This is a genomic window from Micromonospora deserti, from assembly GCF_003236335.1.
GTDB classification, from domain to species: Bacteria; Actinomycetota; Actinomycetes; order Mycobacteriales; family Micromonosporaceae; genus Micromonospora; species Micromonospora deserti.
This window is the reverse complement of record NZ_POUB01000293.1, coordinates 1-7165: the sequence shown is the minus strand read 5'-3', so window position 1 is coordinate 7165 and position 7165 is coordinate 1. Positions and strand designations below refer to the sequence as shown.

At 74.3% G+C, this 7165-nt stretch carries 6 protein-coding genes; 4 read left to right on the top strand and 2 right to left on the bottom strand.

Annotation, left to right across the window (positions count from 1 at the left end; genetic code table 11):
* Position 1 precedes the first annotated feature (1 nt).
* On the top strand, positions 2 to 421 hold the full coding sequence (locus tag C1I99_RS27265; RefSeq protein WP_325049244.1) for a protein-tyrosine phosphatase family protein: 420 nt from the start codon (positions 2 to 4) through the stop codon (positions 419 to 421).
* 164 nt (positions 422 to 585) lie between these two features.
* On the opposite strand, the gene C1I99_RS27260 is transcribed toward C1I99_RS27265, so the two are convergent.
* Entirely contained in the window at positions 586 to 2859 is a 2274-nt protein-coding gene (locus C1I99_RS27260; protein ID WP_111137076.1) for an ATP-binding cassette domain-containing protein, read from the bottom strand.
* Between the two features lie 179 nt (positions 2860 to 3038).
* Between C1I99_RS27260 and C1I99_RS27255 the strand changes: the two genes are divergently transcribed.
* Positions 3039 to 3833, top strand: coding sequence for a MerR family transcriptional regulator (locus C1I99_RS27255; protein ID WP_111137075.1), 795 nt, complete (start codon positions 3039 to 3041; stop codon positions 3831 to 3833).
* A 138-nt stretch (positions 3834 to 3971) separates the two neighbouring features.
* Here C1I99_RS27255 and C1I99_RS27250 read toward each other — a convergent pair whose 3' ends face one another.
* Positions 3972 to 4700: a class I SAM-dependent methyltransferase gene (locus tag C1I99_RS27250; RefSeq protein WP_111137074.1), complete on the bottom strand. Its 729-nt coding sequence runs from the start codon at positions 4698 to 4700 to the stop codon at positions 3972 to 3974.
* A gap of 223 nt (positions 4701 to 4923) precedes the next feature.
* On the opposite strand from C1I99_RS27250, the gene C1I99_RS27245 reads away from it, so the two are divergent.
* Complete coding sequence (locus tag C1I99_RS27245) at positions 4924 to 5418, top strand: MarR family winged helix-turn-helix transcriptional regulator (RefSeq protein ID WP_111137073.1); 495 nt, start codon at positions 4924 to 4926, stop codon at positions 5416 to 5418.
* A gap of 329 nt (positions 5419 to 5747) precedes the next feature.
* The gene (locus C1I99_RS27240) at positions 5748 to 7025 is read left to right on the top strand and encodes a D-alanyl-D-alanine carboxypeptidase family protein (protein WP_111137072.1); all 1278 of its coding nucleotides are present in this window, start codon (positions 5748 to 5750) and stop codon (positions 7023 to 7025) included.
* Positions 7026 to 7165: the final 140 nt, after the last annotated feature.

Here is a 7165-nt window from a genome sequence, read left to right as displayed (position 1 = left end):
GGTGGCAGCGGTGCGGGCGTGGGATGCGCAGGCGGGCGTGGTCGTGCTGCCGAGTGGGGCTGCGGTGCGGGGACGCCGGATCGGCGACGCGGTGACCCCCGCCGACTTCGCTCTGCTGTTGGCGCCCGGGCCGGTGCCGGCCTGGCCGTACCGGCGGATCCGCTGGCCGGACTTCAGGATCCCGGTGGACCGGGCTGACGCGCTGGACGCGCTGCGCGAGGCGCTGCGGCGGGCCCACGACGGCGAGCGGGTGGAGGTCGCCTGCCGCGGCGGCACCGGACGCACCGGTACGGCCCTGGCGGCGCTCGCGATTCTCGACGGGCTGCCGCCCGAGCGGGCGGTGCGGTGGGTCCGTACGACCTACCGGCCGCGGGCGGTGGAGACGCCCTGGCAGAAGCGCTGGCTGCGTCGACTCCGGTAAGCCGGCGGCCCGACCCGGCAGGCCGCCACCGTGCCGCCGCTGTGCCGCTGGCTGCGCCGGCTGACAGCCGGGCCGGCGAGGGTGAACAGCCGGGCCGGGACGCCGGACTGCTTGACCGAGGTGACGCGGTGGTGGCCCCGGTGCGGAGCCACCACCGCGGTCCGTCAGCGGCCGACGTATTCGCGCAGGTGGCGGGCGGTCAGCGTCTCGCCGTGGGCGACCAGCTCGGCGGGCGTGCCGGTGAACACGATCCGGCCGCCGTCGTGCCCGGCACCGGGGCCGAGGTCGATCAACCAGTCGGCGTGCGCCATCACCGCCTGGTGGTGCTCGATGACGATGACCGTGTTGCCCGCGTCAACGAGCCGGTCCAGCAGGGCGAGCAACTGGTCCACGTCGGCCAGGTGCAGGCCGGTGGTCGGCTCGTCCAGCACGTACGTGCTGGTCTTCTCGGCCATGTGGATGGCGAGCTTGAGCCGCTGCCGTTCGCCGCCGGAGAGCGTGGTGAGCGGCTGCCCCAGGGTGAGGTAGCTCAGCCCGACGTCGGCCAGCCGGTCGAGGATCACCCGGGCCGGCCCGCTGGGGAAGAAGTCCCGGGCCTCGGTGACCGACATGCCGAGCACCTCGCTGATGTTCTTGCCGCGCAACCGGTAGGTGAGCACCTCGGGGGTGAAACGGCGGCCCTCGCACTGCTCGCACACTGTCGCGACGCCGGCCATCATGGCCAGGTCGGTGTAGACGAGCCCGATGCCCTTGCAGGTCGGGCAGGCGCCCTCGGAGTTCGCGCTGAACAGGGCGGCCTTGACCCCGTTGGCCTTGGCGAACGCCGTGCGGACCGGGTCGAGCAGGCCGGTGTAGGTGGCCGGGTTGCTGCGCCGGGAACCGCGGATCGGGGACTGGTCGACGACGACCACCCCGTCGCGGCGGTGCAGCGAGCCGTGGATCAGTGAGCTCTTGCCGGAGCCGGCCACGCCGGTCACGACGGTCAGCACCCCGAGCGGGATGTCGACGCTGACGTCACGCAGGTTGTGCAGGTCGGCGTTGCGGATCGGCAGGTGGCCGGCCGGCCGGCGGACCTGGTCGCGTAGGCGGGCGCGGTGGTCGAGGTGCCGGCCGGTCAGGGTGTCGGAGCGGCGCAGTCCGGGGACGTCGCCGGTGTAGCAGACCCGGCCGCCGGCCGTGCCGGCCCCCGGCCCGAGGTCGACCACGTGGTCGGCGATCGCGATGGTCTCCGGTTTGTGCTCGACCACCAGCACGGTGTTGCCCTTGTCCCGCAGGCGCAGCAGCAGGCCGTTCATCCGGGCGATGTCGTGCGGGTGCAGGCCGACGGTGGGCTCGTCGAAGACGTACGTGACGTCGGAGAGCGGGGAGCCGAGGTGCCGGACCATCTTCACCCGCTGCGCCTCGCCGCCGGAGAGGGTGGCGGACTCCCGGTCCAGGCTGAGGTAGCCCAGCCCGATCTCGACCAGCGAGTCCAGCAGGTCACGCAGGTTGGCCACGAGCGGGGCCACCGACGGGTCGTCGATGTCGCGGACGAACTTGGCCAGGTCGCTGATCTGCATCGCCGCGCATTCGGCGATGGTGCGCCCGGCGATCCGGGAGGACAGGGCCGCCTCGTTGAGCCGGGCGCCGCCGCAGGCGGCGCAGGTGGTGAAGGTGACCGCCCGGTCGACGAACGCGCGGATGTGCGGCTGCATCGACTCGCGGTCCTTGGCCAGGTACAGCCGCCGGACCTTGACGATCAGGCCCTCGTACGTCCAGTTGTTGCTACCCATCTTGATCTTCGTGGCCGGCTTGTGGAGGAAGTCCTGCCACTGCTGCGGCGTGTAGTCCTGGAGCTTGACGTCGGGGTCGAACAGACCCGAGTTGACGATGGTCTGCCAGTACCACGAGTCGACGGCGAAGTTGGGCACCGTGATCGCGCCGTCGTTGAGCGAGCGTTCGACGTCGACCATCTCGTTGACGTCGAGGTCGGAGACCCGGCCCAGGCCCTCACAGGCCGGACACATGCCCTCGGCGAGGTTGAAGCTGAACGCGCCGGCGCCGCCGACGTGCGGGGAGCCGAGCCGGCTGAACACGATGCGCAGCATCGCGTACGCGTCGGTGGCGGTGCCCACCGTCGAGCGGGAGTTGGCGCCCATCCGCTCCTGGTCGACGACGATCGCCGGGGTCAGGTTGCGCAGCGAGTCCACGTCGGGCCGGGAGAGGCTCGGCATGAACGACTGGAGGAAGGCGCTGTAGGTCTCGTTGATCAGCCGCTGCGACTCCGCGGCGATGGTCCCGAAGACGAGGGAGGACTTGCCGGACCCGGACACCCCGGTGAAGACGGTCAACCGGCGCTTGGGGATGTCGACGGAGACGGAGGCGAGATTGTTCTCCCGGGCCCCGCGTACCTCGATCATGTCGTGGCTGTCGGCGGCGGACCGTGTTGGCTGCTGCATGCGGACCCTTCACGAGATCATCGGCGGGACGACACCCGCCGGAGTTTCTGCTTACCGGCCTGGCCGCCTTCAATGATCTCATTGATCTGCGTGTGGAGGCTTTCACGCCGCTCGACGGCGACGTCCGCCGGAAAGAACTCGAGAAGTCTCAAACGACGTCGAAGCGTTAGGCTGACCCGGTGGCGGCCCGACGACAAGCCGCGGGTGGTCGACGCGCCGACGGCCAGGGCGCGGGTGGTCAGCGCGGGCAGCGCAGCGGCCGGCTGCGCGCGGTCGACGTCGCCGCGACCGTGGGCATCTCCGTGCAGCAGGTCCGCAACTACGTCGACCTGGCCGTGCTCCCGCCGGTCCAGCGCACCCCCGCCGGGTACCGGATCTTCACCGAGGCGCACGTCCGGGCGCTCGCCGTGGCGCGGCGGATGGCCGAGGGGCACGGCTGGGCGCGTACCCGGGAAATCATGGCTGCGGTGCACCGGGGCGACCTGCCGGCGGCGCTGGCGGCGCTCGACGGCGGCCATGCCGAGCTGGACCGGGAACGGGCCGACATCCGTCGCGTGCTCGGCGCGTTCGAGACCGTCGTGACCAGCCCGGCCGTCGCCGTGCCGGCGCCGCGCCACGGCGCGCGCGTCGGCGCGGTCGCCCGGCTGGTCGGCGTCCGTACGTCGCAGGTGCGCCTGTGGGAGGCACGCGGGCTGCTCCGGCCGGCGCGCGAGCGGGGCACCGGTTACCGGGTGTACGACGAGGCCGAACTGCGCGCCGCGCAGGTGGTCGCGCTGTTGCGGCGGGGCGCCTACCCGTACGACATCATCGCGGCCGTGCTGGACGAGATGCGCACGACCGGCAGCGCCCAGCGGGTCCGGGCGGAGTTGGCCAAGCGGGAGCAGGAGCTGCACCGGCGCAGCCTGCGCCGGCTGCGCGCCTCGGCGGCGCTGCACGACTACCTGCGCTACCGGGAGACGGCCGGGCAGCGGTGACCGGACGCTCCCCGGAGCGGCACCCCGGCTGGTGGCCCGTTCTGGGCGTGGGCCTGGCCCGGGCGCCGGCCTGTCCCGGCGCCGGTCTGTCCCGGGCGGCGGCCCGTCCCCGGCGGCGGCGAGCCGGGCGCGGTCGGTTCAGCGCAGCACCAGCAGGTCCAGATGGTCCACCACCGGGCCGCTGGCGGTCGGGGTCGCGGCGCGCAGCCTGGCCATGCCGGCGTCGTAGTCGCCGTCGCTGATCAGCCGCAGCGGAGTGTGCGCCCGCCGGTCGAGCCGTTCGACGTACTCGGCGAGCGACGTCGCGGTGGTCTGCGCGACCGCCTCGACGCTGCTCACGGTGAAACCGGCCGCGGCGAAGGCCGAGCGCACCCGGGCCAGATCGGGGTACGTCTCGAGGACCCGCACCGCCGCCGGGAACCAGTGGAACAGGGCGATCCGCTGGTGCCGGCCGGGGAACGGCGAGCGGATCAGCACCGGCGCGCCCGGCCGGAGCACCCGGCGCAGCTCCCGGGCCGCCGTATCGAGGTCGGCGAGGTGGTGGACCATGGTGGACAGCCAGGCGGCGTCCACGCAGGAGTCGCGCAGCGGCAGGGCGACGCCGTCCCCGGCGAGCAGCGGCCGGTGGTTGGCCAGGGCCCGCATCGCCCCGGCCGGCTCGACTCCGATCACCCGCACCCGGAACCAGTCGGTGAACGCGGACGCCCAGGCGCCGGTCCCGGCGCCGAGGTCGAGCACGGTCGTCCCGGCCCGCGGCCGCAGGTGCTGCTGCACCGCGTGCCGCCAGCGGTCCAGGCCGGCCCAGGGCAGCTCGCGGGTGGCGGCGAAGGCCGCCGCTGCGGTGTCGTCGTAGGAGACCAGAGCCACGCCATCACCTCGCCACCGTCGCCGGGAGGTCCGGGCGATCGTTCCCCGGTTCTAGTCGGAGGGTGACGCGGCGGGCAACGCCTTGTGAGCAACTCCGCACCCGGTGCCGCCCTGGCGCGTCGTCACCTCAGGTCGTCGGCTACCTCCCGACAACCGCCGGTTCAAGTCGGGCTGAAGCCCGGTCAGCTGCGATGATGACGCATCACGGTCGACGGAGGAACGCATGGAACCGGAGAGCCAAGGGCAGGCCGGGCCAGGGCCGGGCGCCGGCTCACGTCCATCGCCGACCACCTCCACGGCCCTGGCCCTGCTGTTCATCGCGGCCGGGCGGGCCGTCCAGCGCCGCGTCGAGGCCGCCCTGGCCGAGCACGGGCTCACCCTGCGGCACGTCGGCGCACTCGGTTACCTGGCCGCCAACCCCCACCTCTCCTACAGCGACCTGGGCCGGCGGGCCGGGGTCACCGCGCAGAGCATGCACGCCACGGTCAACCGGCTCGAGGAGCTGGGCGCGGTAATCCGCCACCACGGCGGGCACGGTCGCCCGGCCCGGCTGGAGGTCACCGGCCACGGGCGGCGGTTGCTGGCCCGGGCGGGCGAGATCGCCGCCGCCGTCGACGGCGAGCTGCTCGGTGAGCTGACCAGCGAGCGCCGGGCCGAACTCGCCCGGCTGCTGCTCGGCGTGGCCGACATCGGCCGGCCCGGCCCGGCGCCCGGGTAGCCCGCCGTGGTCTGCGCCGCCGCCCGGCCGGTCGTGACCACGGCCGGGCCGCCGAGCGCCACCGTCAGTAGCAACGCCAGATGCCGGCGGGAAACCGAGACGCCCCGCTCGGAGGCCGGCGCGACCCGTTCACCCGCCGCGACGGCGCGCAGCCGGCGTCGATCGCCCGGAACGCCGACGTCCTGCGGCCGGACTCGGACTGGCCCGGGCTCGCCGTACCAACACGGTGGGGTATCCCGGCTCGTTGGTGCCGTTTCCGGCACTAGCCGCGGCAGCCGCGGACGGTCAACTCACCCCGCGGCACCGATCTTGCCGATTAGGGTGACGGCATGAGACCTCGCCTGCTGGCGGCCACGGCGACCGCCGTCCTGCTGCCCGCCGGTGTGCTCGTCCCGTCGGCGGCTGGCTCCGCCCCGTCCTCCCGGCCCGGCCGGGCGGCCGTGGCGGGCGTGCCGGTCGGCCACACCGGTGAAGCGGCCGCCGTTCCGGCGGTGCCGTGCCCGCGGAGGCCCGCGCCGAAGGTGTCCCGTCCGCCGCGACCCTCGCCACCGCCCTCGCGCGCCGAGGAGCGGGCGGTGGGCGGTCCCGCGCTGGCCACCGCCGGCCTGGTGGTCCCGGCCGGGGTCCGGCGCCCGCCCGAGGTCACCGCGACCTCCTGGCTGGTGGCCGACCTGGACACCGGTCAGGTGTTGGGCGGCTGCGGCCCGCACGAGTACGCCACCCCGGCCAGCGTGCAGAAGCTCCTGCTGGCGGCGACCATGCTGCCCCGGCTGGATCCGAAGCAGGTCGTCACGGTGACCGCGGAGGACATGGACATCGAACCCGGGTCCTCCGCGGTCGGCCTGGTCGCCGGCGGCCGTTACTCGGTGGAGACGGTCTGGTTGGGGCTGCTGCTCCAGTCCGGCAACGAGGCCGCCAACCTGCTGGCCCGCCTCGGCGGTGGCGCCGACGGGGCGGCCGGCGGGGTGCGGGCGATGAACGAGCAGGCACGTCGGCTCGGCGCGTTGCAGACCCACGCGGTGACCCCGTCCGGGCTGGACGGGCCGGGGCAGTTCACCAGCGCCTACGACCTGGCGCTGATCGCCCGGGCCTGCTTCGCTGACCCGGCCTTCCGCCGGTACGCGCGCACCGAGCGCACCCGGATCCCGGCCCAGCCGGCGCGGCGGACCAAGGGCTTCGAGATCCAGAACGATAACCAGCTCATCTACCGGTACCCGGGGGCGCTCGGCGGCAAGACCGGCTTCACCGACCTGGCCCGGCACACCTACGTCGGCGCGGCCCAGCGTGGTGGGCGGCGACTGGTGGTCACCCTGCTCGGTGCCGAGCCGCGGCCGGCCCGGGGCTGGGAACAGGGAACGGCGCTGCTCGACTGGGGTTTCTCCCTGCCCCGGGACGTGTCCGTCGGCCGGCTGATCGAGCCGGGCGAGCTGGACGCCTCGCCGCCCGCGCTGGCCGCCACCGTCGCCGCCCGTCCGGCCGCGGCCAGCGGCCCGGTGGGCGACGGGCTGGCCGGCTGGTGGCCGGTCGCCGCGGCGGCGGGTGGGGTGACCCTGTTGGTGGCGGCGCTGCTCTGGCGTCGTCGGGCCGCGTGGCGCCGCGTTCGCTGACCCGCCCGCCCGGTCGGGGCGGATCGACAACAGGGAATCACTTCCATAGACTTCGGTCTCTCTGGCGCCACGAGTCCCAGGAGGACCAGACGTGTCGAGCGAACCCAGACCGCAGCCCGTGCCACCCCCTCCGGCGGCAC

Excerpts from the sequence above, each read along its gene's own strand:
- C1I99_RS27240 (WP_111137072.1), top strand. The coding sequence starts at position 5,748 with ATGAGACCTCGCCTGCTGGCGGCCACGGCGACCGCCGTCCTGCTGCCC.
- C1I99_RS27245 (WP_111137073.1), top strand. The coding sequence starts at position 4,924 with ATGGAACCGGAGAGCCAAGGGCAGGCCGGGCCAGGGCCGGGCGCCGGC.
- C1I99_RS27260 (WP_111137076.1), bottom strand. The coding sequence starts at position 2,859 with ATGCAGCAGCCAACACGGTCCGCCGCCGACAGCCACGACATGATCGAG.